This window comes from Cupriavidus sp. F041 (genome assembly GCF_057814235.1).
This window is the reverse complement of record NZ_JBVASY010000002.1, coordinates 1,795,999-1,812,505: the sequence shown is the minus strand read 5'-3', so window position 1 is coordinate 1,812,505 and position 16,507 is coordinate 1,795,999. Positions and strand designations below refer to the sequence as shown.

The 16,507-nt window shown below is 61.6% G+C and carries 16 protein-coding genes and 1 pseudogene; 13 read left to right on the top strand and 4 right to left on the bottom strand.

What is annotated here, in order from left to right:
- Positions 1-27 precede the first annotated feature (27 nt).
- The gene (locus ACZY0R_RS25630; RefSeq protein WP_488866158.1) at positions 28-939 is read right to left on the bottom strand and encodes an ISKra4 family transposase; all 912 of its coding nucleotides are present in this window, start codon (positions 937-939) and stop codon (positions 28-30) included.
- A gap of 351 nt (positions 940-1,290) precedes the next feature.
- Positions 1,291-2,313, bottom strand: a pseudogene (locus ACZY0R_RS25625) (IS110 family RNA-guided transposase).
- 134 nt (positions 2,314-2,447) lie between these two features.
- Between ACZY0R_RS25625 and ACZY0R_RS25620 the strand changes: the two are divergent.
- The 5 genes from ACZY0R_RS25620 to ACZY0R_RS25600 all read left to right on the top strand — a co-directional run bounded on the left by ACZY0R_RS25620 (position 2,448) and on the right by ACZY0R_RS25600 (position 6,279).
- The gene (locus ACZY0R_RS25620) at positions 2,448-2,996 is read left to right on the top strand and encodes a TetR-like C-terminal domain-containing protein (RefSeq protein ID WP_488862273.1); all 549 of its coding nucleotides are present in this window, start codon (positions 2,448-2,450) and stop codon (positions 2,994-2,996) included.
- Between the two features lie 100 nt (positions 2,997-3,096).
- Positions 3,097-3,702: a TetR/AcrR family transcriptional regulator gene (locus tag ACZY0R_RS25615; RefSeq protein WP_488862271.1), complete on the top strand. Its 606-nt coding sequence runs from the start codon at positions 3,097-3,099 to the stop codon at positions 3,700-3,702.
- A 157-nt stretch (positions 3,703-3,859) separates the two neighbouring features.
- A complete protein-coding gene (locus ACZY0R_RS25610; RefSeq protein WP_488862269.1) occupies positions 3,860-4,672 on the top strand; it encodes an oxidoreductase in 813 nt (270 codons plus the stop codon).
- Positions 4,673-4,804: 132 nt separating this feature from the next.
- Positions 4,805-5,269 carry a DUF2147 domain-containing protein gene (locus ACZY0R_RS25605; RefSeq protein ID WP_488862267.1) on the top strand — a complete coding sequence of 155 codons (465 nt, stop codon included), beginning with the start codon at positions 4,805-4,807 and terminating at the stop codon, positions 5,267-5,269.
- Positions 5,270-5,277: 8 nt separating this feature from the next.
- Entirely contained in the window at positions 5,278-6,279 is a 1,002-nt protein-coding gene (locus ACZY0R_RS25600; protein WP_488862265.1) for an NADP-dependent oxidoreductase, read from the top strand.
- A 6-nt stretch (positions 6,280-6,285) separates the two neighbouring features.
- Here ACZY0R_RS25600 and ACZY0R_RS25595 read toward each other — a convergent pair whose 3' ends face one another.
- Complete coding sequence (locus ACZY0R_RS25595) at positions 6,286-6,444, bottom strand: hypothetical protein (protein WP_488862263.1); 159 nt, start codon at positions 6,442-6,444, stop codon at positions 6,286-6,288.
- A 71-nt stretch (positions 6,445-6,515) separates the two neighbouring features.
- On the opposite strand from ACZY0R_RS25595, the gene ACZY0R_RS25590 reads away from it, so the two are divergent.
- The 8 genes from ACZY0R_RS25590 to ACZY0R_RS25555 all read left to right on the top strand — a co-directional run bounded on the left by ACZY0R_RS25590 (position 6,516) and on the right by ACZY0R_RS25555 (position 15,222).
- Positions 6,516-7,205 (top strand): Crp/Fnr family transcriptional regulator, encoded by a 690-nt coding sequence (locus tag ACZY0R_RS25590; protein WP_006159895.1) that lies wholly within the window; start codon positions 6,516-6,518, stop codon positions 7,203-7,205.
- A 118-nt stretch (positions 7,206-7,323) separates the two neighbouring features.
- Positions 7,324-7,911: an HD domain-containing protein gene (locus ACZY0R_RS25585; RefSeq protein WP_043420468.1), complete on the top strand. Its 588-nt coding sequence runs from the start codon at positions 7,324-7,326 to the stop codon at positions 7,909-7,911.
- A gap of 171 nt (positions 7,912-8,082) precedes the next feature.
- Positions 8,083-9,393, top strand: a complete 1,311-nt coding sequence (locus tag ACZY0R_RS25580; protein ID WP_488862260.1) for an MFS transporter — start codon at positions 8,083-8,085, stop codon at positions 9,391-9,393.
- 21 nt (positions 9,394-9,414) lie between these two features.
- Positions 9,415-10,551 (top strand): alpha/beta hydrolase, encoded by a 1,137-nt coding sequence (locus ACZY0R_RS25575; protein WP_488862258.1) that lies wholly within the window; start codon positions 9,415-9,417, stop codon positions 10,549-10,551.
- 1 nt (position 10,552) lies between these two features.
- A complete protein-coding gene (locus ACZY0R_RS25570; protein WP_488862256.1) occupies positions 10,553-12,232 on the top strand; it encodes a fatty acid--CoA ligase in 1,680 nt (559 codons plus the stop codon).
- A gap of 43 nt (positions 12,233-12,275) precedes the next feature.
- On the top strand, positions 12,276-13,031 hold the full coding sequence (locus tag ACZY0R_RS25565) for a class II aldolase/adducin family protein (RefSeq protein ID WP_488862254.1): 756 nt from the start codon (positions 12,276-12,278) through the stop codon (positions 13,029-13,031).
- A 79-nt stretch (positions 13,032-13,110) separates the two neighbouring features.
- Positions 13,111-13,821 carry a haloacid dehalogenase type II gene (locus ACZY0R_RS25560; RefSeq protein WP_488862252.1) on the top strand — a complete coding sequence of 237 codons (711 nt, stop codon included), beginning with the start codon at positions 13,111-13,113 and terminating at the stop codon, positions 13,819-13,821.
- Between the two features lie 237 nt (positions 13,822-14,058).
- Positions 14,059-15,222, top strand: coding sequence for a porin (locus ACZY0R_RS25555; RefSeq protein ID WP_488862251.1), 1,164 nt, complete (start codon positions 14,059-14,061; stop codon positions 15,220-15,222).
- Positions 15,223-15,712: 490 nt separating this feature from the next.
- On the opposite strand, the gene ACZY0R_RS25550 is transcribed toward ACZY0R_RS25555, so the two are convergent.
- Positions 15,713-16,456 (bottom strand): SDR family NAD(P)-dependent oxidoreductase, encoded by a 744-nt coding sequence (locus tag ACZY0R_RS25550; protein WP_488862249.1) that lies wholly within the window; start codon positions 16,454-16,456, stop codon positions 15,713-15,715.
- Positions 16,457-16,507: the final 51 nt, after the last annotated feature.

Below are 16,507 nucleotides of genomic sequence, written 5' to 3'. Positions count from 1 at the left end.
CGAGTGTCAGCTGCCCCTTTCTTCATTCTAGGCAGTGTTGGTCGAGCAAGCGCTACATCTGATTGGGAGACCGCGCCAAAGCGGGGGCTGACTAAGCTGGTTTTCTGCTCTGGCGATGGAGGGATACCATCGTTCAACGTGCGATCGGAGCTGGTCATTAAGCACGGCGGTCCAGATTTGTAGCAGTGCGTGCGCGTGCCGCGGCCGCCAGGCCGTCTGTTGGCGTTTGACGAACCGCTTGCTGATCACCTGGTTGACGGCCGACTCGACGAAGCCCGATGCAACGGGCTCCCCGTGGTGATAGCGGTCACCGTAGTTCACGATGAAGCCCCTGTTGTTATCCAGATAAATGATCAACTCCTCGAGCTTGCCAAGGAGCTTGGCCTCCTCGGGGCTGGCATCGGCGTCGAGATCCCAGCCCAGGTTTTCCAGCCGGAGCAACGCTGGATAGGGGCAACCGTGCCACAAGTGCCACTTGGCACCTTGCAGCGCCTTGATCAATGTCGCATTGCTCGGACCATCGCTGTGTGCTGGCCGGCCTTTGATCATCTGTTCGAGGTTCTGTACCCGCATGGCGATGTGAAACCAATCGAGAATGCACTCACCGCGATCACCAAAGCCGAACTGGGCAGACCGGACGGTATCCCCGCCGTCCGAGAGAAAGGTAACCGGTTGATCCGGTTGCACACCTTCTCGCAGGAGGAAATTCAACATGCGGTCGGCCGGCCGATGCTCCAGCTTGTGCACGTAGGCAAAGCTGTGGCCGGCACCCTCATCTCGCACGGACTTGCCGACAATCACTTCAAACCAACCGTCCTGGCGGCGCTTGCGGCCCGCCAGCCGAAGGTACCCGCCGTCAATGCCAATCGCGCGCACCGGACTGGGGTCCGGGATGTCGGGAGAACGAATGCTCCGCCGTTTCCACCTGCTGCCGGGCATCGGTGGCCTGTTCCGCTTCCAGCCGGCGACAGAGAGCGGTGACCTGACGCCGAATCGGGGTAATCGTCCTTTTGCTGCATGTATGGACCCGACGCCTTTTGCAAGCTTCTTGTTCGTGATGTCGAAACGGTCTGCATGCATGTATCCGGCTTGCCCGATGGGCGCTTGCCGACGCGCCCGCAGCCTCGATGAGATCCGCGCACCCCGTCCTTAGCAGATTCACGGCTCGCCGAATACGGCAGCCGGCAGCAAAAACAGGTTTTAGGATGCTGGTTCAACCAATTTCGTCATCGCTTTGAGAAGCTTCGCAAACCTGCGTGGGTATTCCCTCCTTGCAAGCAGTTTTGGCTGTTATGCCGCGCTTCGCATCATATAGGTCGAGTCGCTGCTGAGCAGCGCCTGGATGACGCGCGCGTTCTTGTTGGCAAGCGCAACCGCCGCACAGTTGTGCCCGCGCCGCGCGATCAGTTGCTGCAGCCAGACACTCCGCGGATCCGCTTTGGTGGTTGCGTAGCGCAGGACGGCCCGCGCGCCGTGAATGAGCAAAGTCCGCAAGTATGTGTCGCCACGCCGGCTGATGCCGTGCAGACGAGGCTTGCCGCCCGAGGAGTACTGGCGTGGCACCAGCCCCAGCCATGCCGCCAGATGTCGACCATTCCTGAACTGCTTCGCGTCGCCGACGACGGCGACCATGGCCGTGGCGGTGATCGGACCGATGCCCGGCACTTCCGCAATCTTCCTGCACAGTGCGGATCGCTTCATGAACGAGTGGATCGATGCTTCGATCAGGTGGACTCTCTCCTCGATCGCATGCAGATGCTGCAGCAGTTCAGTCAGTAGCGTCTGGCAGAACGACGTCAGTTCGCCGGCGCTCTTGCTAAGCAATTCCGGGATTGCACGCTTGAACGCCTCTGGTGAGCGAGAAATCGTGAATCCGCGCTCGCCGAGCAAGCCGCGCATCTGGTTGATCATGGAAGTACGGTGGCGTAGCAGGATCGCGCGCATGCGGTGCGCGGCCTGGATGTCCTGTTGCTCTACCGATTTGACTGTAACGAAGCGCATGGCGGGCCGGCTCGCGGCTTCGACGATCGCTTCGGCGTCGTTGCGGTCATTCTTGTTGGTCTTGACGAAGGGCGACACATACTGTGGGCTGATCAGCCGGACTTCAATGCCGAGCGATTGGAAGCGCCGTGCCCAGTGATGGGCGGTGCCGCAGGCTTCCATGACGACCACCCCCGGCTTCAGTGTGCGGACGGCTTCCAGGAGCGAGCCACGCGAGACCTTCGCTCAATGCACAGGCCGTCCGCGCCGGTCGGCGCCATGGAGTTGGAACACATGTTTGGCGAGATCGATGCCAAGGATGTCGATTTCCATGATGCACCTCCACGTGTCAGGTTAGGCCGACAGTGTCCCGCGAAGGGGGCGCCGGGTCCATCTCAGTAGATTGATACGGTGACCGTCCTGAAAGCCGCTCGCAGCAAGGCTCTCCGACTTCCCTTTTGTCGAGAATGTCGACTCTTTCGCAAGTCGTTGATTCACAAGAAATTTGGGAGCGCGACCGTATCAATTTGCAGCAAAAGAGCGATCACCCCAGGCAGGTTGCAAACACAGACGATCCCATGGTCGATCTATGTGCGATGGCTCTCGCGTGCCGTGACTTCGCGAGAAGCAACCCTCATCTGTACAACCTGATGTTCGGTCTGTCGATCCACGGCAGATATAGCTCCTCGCGAAGCACGCCGGAGACGGAGCCGAGAGAGCGCTCGGCATCGTTCACCGCGTCCTACGCGTATTTGCATTGGGAGTGCTCCCGCCTAGTGGAAGGCGGCATCGTGCGCAAGATCGGTCCCGATCGGATTGCGACCCAGTTGTGGAGCGCCTTGCACGGATTCATCATGCTCGAGCTCGGTGGCTACTTCGCGGCCAGCGAGGATCCATCTGCTGAAATCCTGATGCCGATGTGTGTCAATCGCCGTCGGGCTTGGCGCAGATCGCAAGCGTGCCGAGACTTCGGCCGCCAATGCAACAGCCGGATGGGGAGGTTCGCCGAGCGCTGAACCCGATGGCAAGCGAACCCTGAAGGCCAGTAAAGGGAACGCTGAGTAGGCCGTTGTCGTCTGCGGGAAAACCGCAGTACATACATCGCGCAAATTTGGTATGATATATATCATGCGAATTATGAAGATCAACGCTAGAAGCGCTGCCAAGGAAGCGTCGCACGAACGCATTGTGGCCGCGGCTGCCCGGGCGATCCGGCGGAGTGGTTATGACGGCGCTGGCGTCGCCGACATCATGAAGGACGCCGGGCTGACGCATGGGGCGTTCTATGCTCATTTCCCCTCGCGCGAAGCCATGCTGGCAGAAGCCGCGGATCGAGCGTGTGTGGAGTCCGCGGCCGTCGCGGAAGACGTTGTGGCTAATGCGACCCCCAAGACGGCCTTGGAATCCATGCTTCGAGCCTATCTGTCCAAGGAACACCTCGAACTTGTCGAGATGGGATGTCCCTTGGCCGCGCTAGGCTCGGAAACGCCGCGACAGGCGCCCGAAGTGCGCCGCGCGACGACCCGCCACATCAAGGCGATGACGGACCTGGTCGCCCGACAATCTCCTGACTGGGGACAACCCGATGCGCACGAACAAGCACTCGTGACCATCGCCACCATGGTTGGTGCCTTGGTACTGGCTCGTGCAGTCGACGAGCCGGCACTGTCCGACCGCCTGCTCGAAGCTGCGCTGAAACGCCTGGTCCCCCCTGGTATCTAAAATCTGAACTCTCGCTAATGAAATCATCTCGCTCGCCAATTAATATGATGTTCATCATGCGAAATGACGATGACGCTCGTATTGGAGCGCCACGTCGAATCGCCCTCAACGCGCATCCCGGACGATCCCGCACTCCACACTCTGACGGATAAACTTCATGAACATGCGCGGCAAGATTGCCCTCGTTACTGGGGCCTCCTCAGGCATCGGCCAAGCCACCGCGGAGCGGCTCGCGAAGGCGGGCTACAAGGTGTACGGGACCAGTAGACGCGCAGGCACAACCGGTCAGCGCTCGTTCGAGCTGCTGTCTCTCGACGTAGCGAGGGACGAATCCGTCGATGCTGCTGTCCCAAAGGTGATGCAACTGGAAAGCCGTATTGATCTCCTCGTCAACAACGCCGGCTTCGGGGTCGCTCCGGCGGGTGCGGAGGAGAGCTCGATCGAGCAGGCCCAGTCGATCTTCGATACGAACTTCTTTGGGATAGTCCGTATGACCCGGGCCGTCGTGCCACATATGCGTCACCAAGGGGATGGCCGCATCATCAACATTGGCTCCGTGCTCGGCTTCTTGCCGATGCCTTACATGGCGCTATATTCCGCCACCAAGCACGCGGTGGCCGGCTATTCGGAAGCTCTCGACCATGAGCTGCGCACGTTGGGGATCCGCGTTTCGGTGGTCGAGCCGGCCTACATCAAGACCCCTTTCGATGCCAACCTGATGAAACCCGATGCCCCTCTCGATGTGTATCGAGAGATTCGCGCGGGCGTGGAGAGGCGGGTGAAGGAAGTTCTCGTTGACGCGGACGGGCCAGAAGTGGTGGCCGACGTCGTGCTGAAGGCGGCCATGGCGACGCATCCAAAAGTTCACTACGCCCCCGGCCTGGCGAGGCGCATGCGCATGCTGCGCAGGTTTGCGCCCGCCAGCGTGCTGGATGCGGGGGTTCGCAAAGACCTGCGGCTTGAAGCGTAGGCGCTTACCCGCTTCGCGCGCTTTTCCACGTTGCACATACCCAGTCATCCAATCTGTGAGAAAGGAATGCCCATGTCATCATGCATCGCCAGGCGGTCACGCGCTGGCCAGGCAACGTTAGCCGTTGAAGCCATGGCAACGCTTCGTTTGAAACAAGCGGCCGGCGTCGCTCTGATTCTCGCCGCGGCGCTCGCGGCACCTCCGGTGCGGGCCGGCGATGCTTCGCCCGCTGGCCTGTGGAAGAATGTTGACGACGTCAGCGGCAAGCCGCGCGCGCTGATCCGCATCACGGAATCGAATGGAACGCTTCAGGGCAAGATAGAAAGGGTGTTTCCCGCCCCGAGCGAAGACCCGAATCCGAAGTGCGAAAAATGCGAGGGCGCAAACAAGAATGCGCCGGTCATCGGCCTGGTCATCCTGAGTGGCCTGAAGAAGGAGGGCGACGAGTATGTCGGCGGTCAGATTCTTGATCCCGACAACGGCAAGGTCTATCGCAGCAAGGTCCGCCTGGCCGACGATGGCAAGACGCTCAGCGTGCGCGGCTACATTGGCGTGCCAATGCTGGGCCGCTCGCAGACCTGGGGGCGTCAGGAATGAGCGCGACCATGAAAGCATTTCTTCTCGATCGGTACGGGAAACAGCGCGCGTTGCGTTCCGCGGAGGTACCGAGCCCGATGCTGGGTGAGGATGAGGTCATGGTCCAGGTCCATGCGGCAGGTGTGAATTTGCTGGATTCCAAGATCAGGGACGGCGAGTTCAAGCTGATCCTCCCCTATCGCTTGCCCGTTGTCCTGGGCCACGACGTGGCCGGCGTCGTAGTCGAGGTCGGTTCTCGCGTCCGGCAGTTCAAGCCGGGCGACGAGGTCTATTCCCGGCCTGATGATTTCCGCATCGGCACCTTCGCCGAGTACATCGCGGTGAAGGAAGCGTCTTTGGCGATCAAGCCCAAGGCTCTGAGCATGGAAGAAGCCGCATCGATCCCCCTGGTGGGGCTGACGGCATGGCAAGCGTTGATCGAGAAGGCCAATCTGAAGAAAGGACAGAAGGTATTCATCCAGGCGGGTTCCGGTGGCGTAGGCACATTTGCGATCCAGTTGGCCAAGCATGTTGGCGCCACTGTAGCCACCACCACGAGCAGCGCCAACACCGACCTGGTAAGAGGTCTCGGGGCAAACGTCGTCATCGATTACAAGAAAGACGATTTCGAGAAAGTACTGCAGGGCTACGATGTTGTCCTCCACAGCCAAGACGCAACGGCGCTGGAGAAATCTCTGCGCGTCCTTCGGCCCGGCGGAACACTCATCTCGATCTCCGGACCTCCCGATCCCGCTTTCGCACGTGGCATCGGAGCACCGTGGTTCGTGAGATCGGCTGTTCGTCTCCTGAGTTACGGAGTCCGGAAGCGGGCGATACGTCGTAATCTGAATTACTCATTCCTTTTCATGAAGGCCAGCGGGCGCCAGTTGAGCGAGATCACTTCACTGATTGATGCCGGCGCAATACGGCCGGTATTGGATCGGGTTTTTTCATTTGATTCGACCAACGAGGCCATGGCCTATGTCGAGAAAGGCCGAGCCAAGGGAAAGGTCGTCGTCCGGGTCAGGTAGGCGCGATCACCCGTTGGACCATTTCGGACGCTGCTCCACTGCATGAATGACCAGCCGTGGGGCAGAAACCGCATGCCGCCAGCGCATGATGCGATCCTTCATTGTGCAGTGCCAACCAAGCGACCAGATATGCCCTGCCTCCAGCTTGATGTGAATGGAAGCCATTCCCTCGCCGTACTGAAGGCGGCGATGCGCAGACCGGGCGGCTCGTCCCCCCGGTAACAGAGCATCCTCAAATGTCGACGCCATACAAAGAGCTGCTGGGCATTTTTGGCGACCCATGGTTCGAGTCGCTTGAACCGGCGTCGCAAGAGGCATTGCTAACGCAAGGGCGCCCGTTTCGTGTCAGAAGCGGCGAGTTCGTTGTGCGCACGGGGGATCCGGCGAACGGGTTTTTCGGCGTGGTGAGTGGTGCTCTCGCTGCCTCCTCGGTCCTTGAAGACGGGCGGCAGATGATTTTCGGCTTGCTCGAGCCGGGGGATTGGTGCGGCGAGGCATCGTCGCTCGACGGATTGCCCCGCACGCACGACATCCATGCCGTGCGCAACGCCGACGTGCTGCACATCGCGCCGCCACTGTTCGAGCAATTGATGCTGAATGCCCGGTTCGCACGGGCGATTGCGGTCCTGCAGACCGCGCGCACCCGAACCATGTTCAGTTTCTTCGAGGATGCGGCGCTGCGTAGCACGCGCGCTCGCGTCGTGCGGCGATTGCTCAGGCTGGCGCGCGGCGACGCCCCGGCCTTGCCCCGTTCCAGGCGGATGATTCCCATCACACAGGAGACCCTCGCGATGATGCTGGGCCTCACCCGCCAGACCTTGTCCCTGGAGCTCAAGGCCCTGGCCGCGACGGGTGCACTGTCGCTGTCGTACGGCCGCATCGTCATCGAGTCGGAGCAGACGCTGCGCGCGCTCAGCGAGGCCTGAGCACGGCGCCGCGAGCGACTGACCCTAGGACTTACCCGTGGAATGTCAGCTGCATTGCATTCGCGCGCGCATGCCCATCCGTACCATGTGCAATCCTTCATCACACTGGTTGACACCCATGACTGAGCGCGCAACATTTCGCAGATTCCAAGAAAGCACGGCCCAAGATTGGATGGCAATCGCGGGTGAGTTTCAATCGTTCTCCCAAGGGCTAGCCGACCGAGTCCTTCATCACCTGAGTCTGCTTCGGGGCGACTTTGGCGGCTTTCCTGTCGACCGGCTTGACCACTCCTTGCAAACTGCAACCCTGGCCTTGCGCGACGGTCGCGATGAAGCGTACGTATGTTGCGCCTTACTGCACGACATCGGCGACACCTTGGGAACCTTCAACCACCCGGACATTGCCGCAGCGGTGCTGAAGCCGTTCGTGAGCGAAGCCGATCACTGGATGGTTCAGAACCACGGGATCTTCCAGGGGCACTACTTCTTCCATCATCTGGGCATGGACCGCGACATGCGCGAGCAGTTCGCCGGGCATCCGCACTACGACCGCACGGCGGAGTTCTGCGAGCTGTATGACAGCCCGGCCTTCGACCCGACGGCCGAGACGTTGCCGCTTGCGGAGTTCGAGCCGATGGTGCGCCGCCTGTTCAAGCATCCCGTCAACAGCATCTACAAGAAAGCGGCCGCGATGGCCGAGACCTGACGGGGCCTTGCGGACCGGCCCCGCTCGGCCCTAGTCATCCCACGGCACGGCCCTGATGACTGATACGGCCCTTAAATATAAGAAGAATGTTGGAGACCCACGATGAACCGAACGGCAAAACCCGCCCTAGCAGGTCCTATGGACCATGCGTATGAACTACGCAGGGAGAAGATGTACCGGAAGATCACGTGGCGGCTGGTTCCGCTGCTTTTCCTGGCCTACGTCATCTCGTATATCGACCGGATCAACGTCGGCTATGCCAAGCTGCAGATGAGCTCGGACCTGCACCTGACCGATTCCATCTACGGGCTCGGCGCGGGCATCTTCTTCGTCGGGTACGCGTTGTTTGAGGTGCCCAGCAACATCTTCCTGATGAAGATCGGTGCGCGCCTGACGATCATGCGCATCATGGTGTGCTGGGGCCTGATCTCCTCCGCGACGATGTTTGTCACTACGCCCTTGCAGTTTTACATTGCACGCTTCCTGCTGGGGGCGTTCGAGGCTGGCTTCTTCCCGGGCATTGTGCTCTACCTGACCTTCTGGTTCCCGGCAGCGCGCCGCGCGCGCATCATCGCCTTGCTCATGAGCGCGACGGTGGTAGGCGGCCTCTTTGCTGGCCCGCTGTCAGGCTGGATCCTGCAGAACCTCGACGGATGGCACGGGCTTCGCGGCTGGCAATGGATGTTCCTGCTGGAAGGCTTGCCCTCTGCCTTTCTAGGTTTCGTTGTCTACGCCTGCCTGTCCAACTCGCCTGAGGAGGCCAAGTGGCTGTCGGAGGACGAGAAGCGAATGATCTGCGTCGAACTGCCCACGCAAGCTGCCCCTCACGCCTCGACGCCAGCGCTGGAGGCCGCGGGTGCCGCACTGCGCGACCCCAAGGTCTACCTGCTGTCTTTCCTGTACTTCGCGGCCGTTTGCGGCGGCACCACCCTGAGTTTCTGGATGCCCACGATGATCCAGAGCTTGGGCGCAAAGAGCATGCAGATCATTGGACTGATCTCCGCCGTGCCTTATGCATTCGCGGCCCTGGCCATGATCCTGTACGGCCGCCACTCGGACAAGCGAGCCGAGCGTCGCTGGCACTACGCCGTGGCGGTCGCCATCGGCGGGGTAGGGCTGGCGCTCACAAGCTGGAGCGGTGCCTACATGTGGCTGTCGGTAGCGTTGATCGCGATTGCGATTGCCGGCTCGGTGTCGGCGCTACCGGTCTTCTGGGCGGTCGCGACCGCCCAGCTGTCCCCGCAATCGACTGCTGCAGGCATCGCGATCATCACCAGCTTAGGCAACCTGGCCGGACTTGCGTGCCCGTACGTGCTAGGGGTGATCAAGCAATCCACCGGCAGCCTGACCGGCGGGCTGTTCCTGATCGCCGGCGTCATGCTGGCCGGCGCCTTCGTGATGATCGGCAGCGGGTCGATTCGCCCCCGCGCTGATCATCGATCGCTTCCGGTCGGGAAGATGTCGGATGTCTCCGCGCGCTGAACAATGACCCAGGAACCATCGATGATGACCTTGCCGCTCGAGCCCGGCGTGCGCGCGTGCTATTCCGACAACGGCAATGGCCTTCGCATGCATTGGCTGGAGGCGGGCGACCCGCGTCCCGAGACGCCGATGATCGTGCTGCTGCATGGCTTCCCCGAGCTGGCGTTCAGCTGGCGGCACCAGCTGAACTCGTTGGCGCAAGCGGGATTTTACGTGGTCGCGCCCGACCAGCGCGGCTATGGCCGCACGACGGGCTGGATCGCCGAAGCCGACACGGACCTTTGCACATTCCGAATGGACAATCTGGTGCGAGACGTACTGGGTCTTGTCCAGGCGCTTGGAAGGACGTCGGTCCACGCCGTGGTGGGTCATGACTTCGGCTCGCACGTGGCGGCCTGGTGCGCGCTGATCCGCCCCGACGTCTTCCGTTCACTGGCGATGTTGGCCACGCCTTTCACCGGGCCGCCGCTGTTCCGGCTCGGCGCACCTGATGCCCCGGACCTTCGTTCCAGGCAACTGGCGGAAGCCCTCGCGGGCCTTTCGGCCCTCGAGCGCCCGCGCAAGCACTACCAACTCTACTACTCCGGCCCGCACGCCAATGCCGAGATGCACGCCGCCCGCCAGGGCTTGCATGAATTCCTGCGGGGCTACTACTACCTGAAGAGTGCGCAGGGCACCGACGAGCGGCCCGAGCCCTTGCCCGACCTGACCGCGCAATCCTTGGCCCGGCTGCCCACCTACTACGTGATGGACGCCGACCTGGGGATGTCGGAAACCGTCGCCCGCAGCCTTGCACAACGCGAGATGCGGCCGAGCCGGTGGCTGTCGGAAGAAGCGCTTCGCGTGTATAGCCAGGAATTTGGCCGCACGGGTTTCCAGGGCGGCCTGCTGTGGTACCGGGCCGCCACCAGCCGTGAGCTTCAGCAGGGGCTGCAGCTCTATGCCGGATTGACCATCGACGTGCCCAGCTGCTTCATCGCCGGTGAGCAGGACTGGGGTGTCCACATGCTGCCGGGCGCGCTCGAAGCGATGCACCTCGATGCCTGCCCCCGCTTGGTCTCGTCCCGGTTCATCGCCGATGCCGGTCATTGGGTGCAACAAGAAAAACCGGAGGCGGTGAATGCCGCGCTCCTCGATTTTCTGAATAGGGGCTGTTGATATGCAATCTGTAACCGTGGAACCGAACACCACATCTGACGCCTTTGGTCCGAAATCGTTGCTGATCAAGCAACTGCTGGAGGCGGGGCTGACCCGCAGCCCTTCACAGGAGGTTGTGTACGGAGATGCCGTACGCTTCGATTACGCCGAACTGAGCCAACGCATCGGGCGCTTGGCGGCGGGCCTGGCGTCGCTGGGCGCGCGGCCCGGTAACACCATCGCCGTCATGGACTGGGACACGCATCGCTACCTGGAGTGCTTCTTCGCGGTCCCGATGGCGGGCATGGTCCTGCATACGGTCAATGTCCGGCTGTCAGCCGAGCAATTGCTCTACACCATCAACCATGCACGCGACGACTTCATCCTCGTCAATTCGGAGTTTCTGCCGATGCTCGAGGACATCTGGGATCGCGTGGACCCGGGAAAGCAGTTGGTCCTGATGACAGACGAGGCGCATCCGGGTGCAATCCGCCTTCCAATCGCCGCCGAATACGAGGCACTGCTCGCTCGCTCGAACGCGGTGAAAAATTGGCCTGATCTGGACGAGTCGACGCGTGCCACGACCTTCTACACAACCGGCACCACCGGCTTGCCCAAGGCGGTCTGCTTCAGCCATCGGCAACTCGTGCTGCATACCCTGGCTAGCCGCTGCGCGTTGGCGGGGCCGGGCACCGGTCGCTTCAATCATGACGACGTCTACATGCCGGTGACGCCCATGTTCCACGTTCACGCCTGGGGCATGCCCTACGTCGCCACGATGATGGGCGTCAAGCAGGTGTACCCCGGGCGATACATTCCGGACCGTTTACTCACCTTGTTCGAGCGCGAGAAGGTCACCTTCTCCCACTGCGTGCCGACGATCCTGCAGATGATGCTGGACGCGGCAGTGGCGAGAGGCCAGCGCCTCGACGGCTGGACGGTCGTCATCGGCGGGGCGGCGCTCGCGCAATCCCTGGCCAAAGCCGCAATGGCACGCGGAGTCGACGTCTTTGCCGGCTACGGCATGTCGGAGACCGGGCCCATCCTGACGTTGGCACAACCCCGGTCGGCACGGTCCGAAGCACCCACTGACCAGGAGATCGAAGCCCGCTGCCATGCAGGCTGGGCAATCCCATTCGTCCAGTTGCGCGTCGTCGACGAAGCGATGAACGACCTGCCGTGGGATGGCCGCTCGCCCGGTGAACTCGTGGCGCGATCGCCTTGGCTCACGCAGTCCTACATTGGTGATGCACAAGCGAGCCGGGCGCTGTGGGGCGGTGGCTGGCTGCACACAGGGGACATCGCCGTGATGAATGCAGATGGCTGCGTCCGGATCGTGGACCGATTGAAGGACGTGATCAAGACCGGCGGCGAATGGGTCTCGTCGCTGCAGCTTGAGGACATTCTCCTCAAGCATCCGCAGATCCAGGAAGCCGCCGTCATCGGTATTCCCGACCCCCGCTGGAGCGAGCGTCCTGCTGCAGTGATCGTGCCAAAGCCTGGCGCGGCCCTTGATGCTGACGCCGTGCGTGCATACGTCAAGCAGTTCGCGGACGCCGGCGCGATCTCGAAGTTCGCGATCCCGCAAGAGGTGATGTTCGCCGACAGCCTGCCCAAGACCAGCGTGGGCAAGCTGGACAAGAAGCTGATGCGGTCACGCCACGCGCAGCGGTCGCAGGCGCAGATCTCGGGCACCGTGTAGGTCAGAAGTTGGCACAGCCCCCCATCATTCAAAGGAGTCAATCATGTATATCCCATCTCTCAAAGAAGTCGTCAGCGCCGAAGAATGGCAACTGCGTTGCGACCTGGCTGCCTGCTATCGCCTGGTGGCGCTGCACGGCTGGACCGACCTGGTGTTCACGCACATCAGTGCGCGCCTGGCGGGTGACGGCCATGACTTTTTGATCAACCCCTACGGCCTGCTGTTCGACGAGATCACGGCGTCATCGCTCCTGCGCGTCGACGCATCGGGCAACCAGCTCACCGAGTCGCCGTTCACGGTGAACCGCGCCGGCTTCGTCATCCACAGCGCCATCCATGCTGCACGGCCGGACGTGCAGTGTGTGTTGCACACGCATACGCGTGCCGGTGTCGGCGTCAGCGCGCAGCAGGCAGGGCTGCTGCCCATCTCGCAGCAGTCGATGGTGATCCAGGGTTCGCTGGCGTACCACGACTATGAAGGTATTGCGCTGCGTGACGCGGAGAAGCCGCGACTGCAATCGGACTTGGGCAAGGCCAACTACCTGATGCTGCGCAATCATGGCCTACTCACGGTAGGTGCGACGATCGCCGACGCGTTCCTGGCGATGTACATCTTCGAGAGCGCCTGCCAGATTCAGATTGCGGCACAGGCCGGCGGGCCGTTGACCATGGTCAATGAGTCCATCCAGGCGACCGCGCAGGCCGATGCGCGCGCGCAGACCGGCGGCATTGGCGGCCGTTTCGTGTGGCCGGCCCTGTTGCGCAAGCTCGAGCGTACCAACCCCGGGTACGACGTGTGATTGGTTCGATGGTTGCGCGAGCTGCCCTGTGAATCCTCCTGCAAGCGTAGGGCTTGAAATAAACAAAATGATAGAACACATGAACCCTCAATTGATTGCCGGCACCAGAGTGCTTGCCTTCGATGTATTCGGGACAGTCGTCGATTGGTACAAGAGCGTCATGCAAGAGCTCGGCGCGATGAACCTCGACGTGGACCGAAACAAGTTCACGCTGGCCTGGAGAGCAGGCTACATGCCGGCTATCCAGAAGGTCATGTCCGGCGAACTTGGCTGGACTTCGATTGACGACCTGCACAGGATGGTCCTGGATGAACTCCTGGAAACGTTTCAGGTGCTGCACTTGACGGAGGCGGAGAAGCGCAACCTGAACAAGGCCTGGCATCGATTGGAGGCGTGGCCGGATACCGTGGAAGGCCTTACCAGATTGAAGTCGCGATACACGATCTGCACCATGTCGAACGGCAACATCGGATTGCTGGCCAATATGTCCAAGAGCGCATCTCTACCGTGGGACTGCATTCTTTCGGCAGAGGTCTTTCGCAAGTACAAGCCCGACCCGGCGACTTACCTGGGAGTCGCTCAGGTGTTCGATATCGATCCAGGCGAAGTCATGATGGTGGCTGCTCATCAGGATGACTTGGCACATGCGCGCGCATGCGGACTGCAAACTGCTTACATCGAGAGGTCGTTGGAATACGGTCCCTTCCAGCGCAAGGACGTCTCTCCCAATGCGGACAACACGCTTCACGCCAGGGATCTAGTGGAACTTGCCGTTGCGCTGGGCTGTTGATCGAAGGCCCGGGAACAATTCGGGCAGCACCGCGACGACCCGCTCTCGGGCATTGATTGCCCAGACGGGTGCGGATCTGCGCGTCCCCCCAATCCTCCATCGTGGGGACGATGCAGGGATCACGTACGCGCTGCTTGGCTAGTCATAGACACATTGCACGCTGGTTCAGTGATTCCAATCAGAGAAAGAACCTGGTTCCATCAGTAGCAACAAGAAGAGAAACGGAGAGAGACACCAATGACCCTCAGGAAAATCGCCCTTGCAGCACTGCTGGCTTGTCCGCCGGCTGCATTCGCGCAGTTGTCCGTCACGCTCTATGGCGTCGCGGACGTCAACGTCGAGTACGCCAATCACGTTGGCGCATTGCCCACGGCGGGCAACGGCTTCAATCCCGGTCCGGGGAACAAGGTCTCCCGCATGGATTCCGGTGGTTTATCAGGTTCGCGCTGGGGCCTACGCGGTACGGAGGACCTTGGCCAGGGACTTCGAGCGCTTTTCGTGCTAGAGAGCGGCTTCGGTCTTGATACCGGCACCCTGCAACAAGGCGGCCGACTGTTCGGGCGACAGGCATTTGTGGGCGTGCAAGATGCGCGCTTCGGTCAGATCACCCTTGGCCGCCAGTACACCTCGGTGTTTGACGCACTCGCCAACTTCGTGCCAGGAGCCTACTCGACCCAGTATGAGCCCACTGTGTTGCAGCAGGGCGCCAACTATCGTGAGGACAACACCGTCAAGTACACGGGCAAGCTCGGTCCTGTAACAGCCCTCGCTCACTGGTCGTTCGGTGCCGGGGTGGCACTGCCGGCCGCGGTGGGTGTGGCGGTGCCAATCGGCGGCAACGGCGAAGTCCCGGGCCAGTTCCGGCGTGACACCGCGTATGGCGCCGCGCTGGTCTATGGAGCGGGCCCGTTCGGCTTGACTGCTGGCTACGATCAGTGGAATCCGACCATCGGTACCGGCAGCGGCACCGCCAGAAAGGCTGTGGTCGCCACAAGCTACACCTATGGGCCGGCGAAGGTGATGGGCGGCTATCGCTGGGGTCAGACCAAGAATGCGACCGACGTCCTGATCCAGCGTGATGACTACTACTGGATCGGCGGCACCTATCGAGTGACGCCGGCGGTTGGCCTGACGCTCGAGTACAGCTACGATGACCTCAAGAGCCTGTTCGGCAACACGAACGTGGCCAACCCGTGGCAGATCGCCTTCATTTCGACCTACTCGTTCTCCAAGCGTACCGATGTTTATCTGAGCACGGCATACGCGAAGCACGCCGGTCTGATAATGGAATCACTGGCGACGACTTTCGCCACCAGCCTCTCCGTGGGCAACAGCTATGCGCTGGGCAATGGCCAGACCTCAATGGTGGGTGTTGCCCTGGGCGTTCGCCATCAGTTCTGAGTGCGCTGGGACACCGGCAAGGAGCAGGTGGTGAAAGTCCACTACGATGAGGGTATGGCGAACCACATCGGCCCCGAGCCGGGCGCACGCCACCGTGAGCGTCGTGGGCGAACGTGAGGGCCAGCCCGAACTGGGGGCGCCCACCGGTCGCCGGCTGAACCAGCGCATGCCGATCAGGTTGGCCACGGGAATTGAGCAGGCTGGCAGGGAGATACAGGCACGGCGCTTTCGGCCGCAAGGTGCGCCGGTAGAGCAATAGGGACCAGAGATGGCTGCGTTGATCAAAGCCTTACTCGAACTCCGATCCCGCACCGGTCGCGCTATCTCCAGAGGCATCCTGTTGGCAGGACGAAACTCTGATCCCTCGTCGTTGACAGGGGCAGGGGTGAACGTTTTAAGACCACCAGAATTGCAGGTTGCACCGGATCGAAAAATCCATGCTGTCAAGGGGCGTCGATTCCTGAGCCGGCAGCTGTTTGATTCGGTGTGGTTACCAGTTTTCCTTGAACGGTCTCAGGTCGAGTTCCTGCGTCCACGCCGATTTCGGCTGGCGGTGCAACATCCAGAAGTTTTCGGCAATGGCATCATACTCAAGGAGTCCTTCCGGACCGAGGTGCTCGATCATTTGTGGATAGGCACCCTGAAGCCGGTCTCCGAGGATGCCGCCATCGATGACGATATGCGCGACGTGAATTCCCTTGGGCCCGTATTCGCGGGCCATGCTTTGCGCGATCATTCGAAGCCCCGCCTTGGCCGCGGCGAAGTGCGCAAAGCCGGGCTTGCCGCGCAGACTGCCTGAGGCGCCAGTGAAGATCACGGTGCCGCGGCCCAGCGGGACCAGTCGCCGCGCGGCCTCACGACCGACCAAGAAGCCCGAATAGCAGCCAACGCGCCAGAAGTCTTCGAACTGTGCTGCGGTTAGTTTCGTGAAATCGATGAGGGCGTTGTTGCCAGCGTTGGACACGATGACATCGGCGGGCTCGCGGCCCGGCCCTGGGTTCATCGCCCGGTCGAAAGCGGCGATCACCTGCGCTTCATCGGTCACGTCAGTCCGAATCGCTTCGGCACTGCCGATTCCCGACGCAGTGATCTCCGCAACCACCTCCTCAATTTTGGACTGCGTGCGTCCGGTCGCGATGACGTGATAGCCCTCGCGCGCGAAGCGCCTGCACACGGCGCCGCCGACTCCGCGGACCGATCCCACGCCGAACACGATTGCAGTTGGCTGATTCATGTCATTGTCTCCAATCAGTTAGTGTGGATGCCGAAACTGGCGTCATCGCGC

What these genes read in the sequence shown, in the direction of transcription:
- ACZY0R_RS25575 (WP_488862258.1), top strand. Translation starts at nt 9,415, where the DNA reads ATGATGACCTTGCCGCTCGAGCCCGGCGTGCGCGCGTGCTATTCCGAC.
- ACZY0R_RS25550 (WP_488862249.1), bottom strand. Translation starts at nt 16,456, where the DNA reads ATGAATCAGCCAACTGCAATCGTGTTCGGCGTGGGATCGGTCCGCGGA.
- ACZY0R_RS25555 (WP_488862251.1), top strand. Translation starts at nt 14,059, where the DNA reads ATGACCCTCAGGAAAATCGCCCTTGCAGCACTGCTGGCTTGTCCGCCG.
- ACZY0R_RS25600 (WP_488862265.1), top strand. Translation starts at nt 5,278, where the DNA reads ATGAAAGCATTTCTTCTCGATCGGTACGGGAAACAGCGCGCGTTGCGT.
- ACZY0R_RS25610 (WP_488862269.1), top strand. Translation starts at nt 3,860, where the DNA reads ATGAACATGCGCGGCAAGATTGCCCTCGTTACTGGGGCCTCCTCAGGC.
- ACZY0R_RS25565 (WP_488862254.1), top strand. Translation starts at nt 12,276, where the DNA reads ATGTATATCCCATCTCTCAAAGAAGTCGTCAGCGCCGAAGAATGGCAA.
- ACZY0R_RS25585 (WP_043420468.1), top strand. Translation starts at nt 7,324, where the DNA reads ATGACTGAGCGCGCAACATTTCGCAGATTCCAAGAAAGCACGGCCCAA.
- ACZY0R_RS25620 (WP_488862273.1), top strand. Translation starts at nt 2,448, where the DNA reads ATGTCGACTCTTTCGCAAGTCGTTGATTCACAAGAAATTTGGGAGCGC.
- ACZY0R_RS25570 (WP_488862256.1), top strand. Translation starts at nt 10,553, where the DNA reads ATGCAATCTGTAACCGTGGAACCGAACACCACATCTGACGCCTTTGGT.
- ACZY0R_RS25560 (WP_488862252.1), top strand. Translation starts at nt 13,111, where the DNA reads ATGAACCCTCAATTGATTGCCGGCACCAGAGTGCTTGCCTTCGATGTA.
- ACZY0R_RS25595 (WP_488862263.1), bottom strand. Translation starts at nt 6,444, where the DNA reads ATGGCTTCCATTCACATCAAGCTGGAGGCAGGGCATATCTGGTCGCTT.
- ACZY0R_RS25605 (WP_488862267.1), top strand. Translation starts at nt 4,805, where the DNA reads ATGGCAACGCTTCGTTTGAAACAAGCGGCCGGCGTCGCTCTGATTCTC.
- ACZY0R_RS25615 (WP_488862271.1), top strand. Translation starts at nt 3,097, where the DNA reads ATGATATATATCATGCGAATTATGAAGATCAACGCTAGAAGCGCTGCC.
- ACZY0R_RS25590 (WP_006159895.1), top strand. Translation starts at nt 6,516, where the DNA reads ATGTCGACGCCATACAAAGAGCTGCTGGGCATTTTTGGCGACCCATGG.
- ACZY0R_RS25580 (WP_488862260.1), top strand. Translation starts at nt 8,083, where the DNA reads ATGTACCGGAAGATCACGTGGCGGCTGGTTCCGCTGCTTTTCCTGGCC.
- ACZY0R_RS25630 (WP_488866158.1), bottom strand. Translation starts at nt 939, where the DNA reads ATGCCCGGCAGCAGGTGGAAACGGCGGAGCATTCGTTCTCCCGACATC.